Annotated in this window: 1 protein-coding gene; it reads right to left on the reverse strand. The window is 71.5% G+C overall.

Annotated features, from left to right (window positions below):
• Window positions 1-33 precede the first annotated feature (33 nt).
• On the reverse strand, window positions 34-1399 hold a 1366-nt coding region (locus tag ACOQFS_RS18650; protein ID WP_421564325.1), incomplete at its 5' end, for a cobyric acid synthase.

Consider the following 1399-nt stretch of genomic DNA (forward strand, 5'->3'; position numbering starts at 1 on the left):
GGGGGGGGGGGGAGAGAAAAAGGAAAGGCCGGCTCAGCCGTGCGACGCCAGGGGCGCGATCAGCGAACGCAGCGCGCCCGGCGCAAAGCCCGCCGCCACCGCGCGGGCCAGGCCGTCGAACACGGCGTCGAGCGTGGGCACCGGGGCCGCACCGTCCCGGCCGAACAGGGCCTGCAGCACGGCGGGGTCTTCGAGCAGGCCGTGCACATACACCCCCAGCACGTTGCCCGCCGCGTTCTGCCAGGCGATGCCCGGGATGGCCTCGTGCGCCACGTCGCCCTTGGCGGCCATGGCGGGGTGCTGCGCCGTCTGGCCGTGGTGGATCTCGTAGCCCGTGACCCCCACGCCCGCGAGCGCAGCCCAGGCGCCCCGCACCGCGCCAAATTGCGCGCGCGTGCGCCGCACGGTCTTGGCGACTTCGAACGTGGTGACCAGCGGCAGCAGGCCCAGGCCCGGCGCGTTGCCGTCGATGCCCGCCGTGTCGATCAGCGCCTCGCCCAGCATCTGCAGGCCGCCGCACACGCCCAGCACCATGCCGCCCCGCCCTGCATGCTGGGCAATGGCCTGGTCCAGGCCCTGCGCGCGCAGCCAGGCCAGGTCGGCAGCCGTGGCCTTGGAGCCAGGCAGCACCACCCAGTCGGTAGGCGTCAGGCCGCCCAGGTCGGCCGGGCTGCGCGCCCACAGCAGACGCACGCCGGGCACGTTCTTGAGGGGCTGGAATTCATCGAGATTGCTGATGCGCGGATAGGCCACCACGGCCACGGTGGTGTGCATGGCGCCTGCAGCGGTGCTGCGGTCGTCAAAAATGCCGTCTTCCTCGGGCAGGCCGTGGCGCCACTGCATGGGAATGGTGGCTACCGTGGGCACCCCGGTCAGGTCCTGCAGCATCTGCGGCGCCGGGGCCAGCAGGCTGGCGTCGCCGCGAAACTTGTTGAGCACAAAGCCCTGGATGAGCGCACGCTCGCCCTCGGGCAGCAGTGCCCAGGTGCCATAGAGGTGGGCAAAGGCGCCACCCCGGTCGATGTCGGTCACCAGCAGGCAGCGCGCATCGGCGTGGCGGGCCACGCGCATGTTGACGATGTCGCTCGCATGCAAATTGATCTCGGCCGGCGACCCGGCGCCCTCGATCACCACCACGTCGTTTTCGGCACGCAGCGCATCGAGCGCGTTTGCGATGTGCGGCCACACCTTTTCACTGCGGCCGCGCCAGGGCATGGCCGTCAGCTCCGCATCCACCTGCCCCATCAGCACGACCTGGCTCCTGGTGTCGGCCTCGGGCTTGAGCAGCAGCGGGTTCATGCGTACCTCGGGCTCGGCGCGCGCGGCCAGGGCCTGGAAATACTGAGCACTGCCGATTTCCGCCCCCACGGTCGCGCACTGCGTGTCGCTCCCTGCCCCC

The organism is Paracidovorax sp. MALMAid1276, from assembly GCF_049198005.1.
GTDB lineage: Bacteria > Pseudomonadota > Gammaproteobacteria > Burkholderiales > Burkholderiaceae_C > Acidovorax.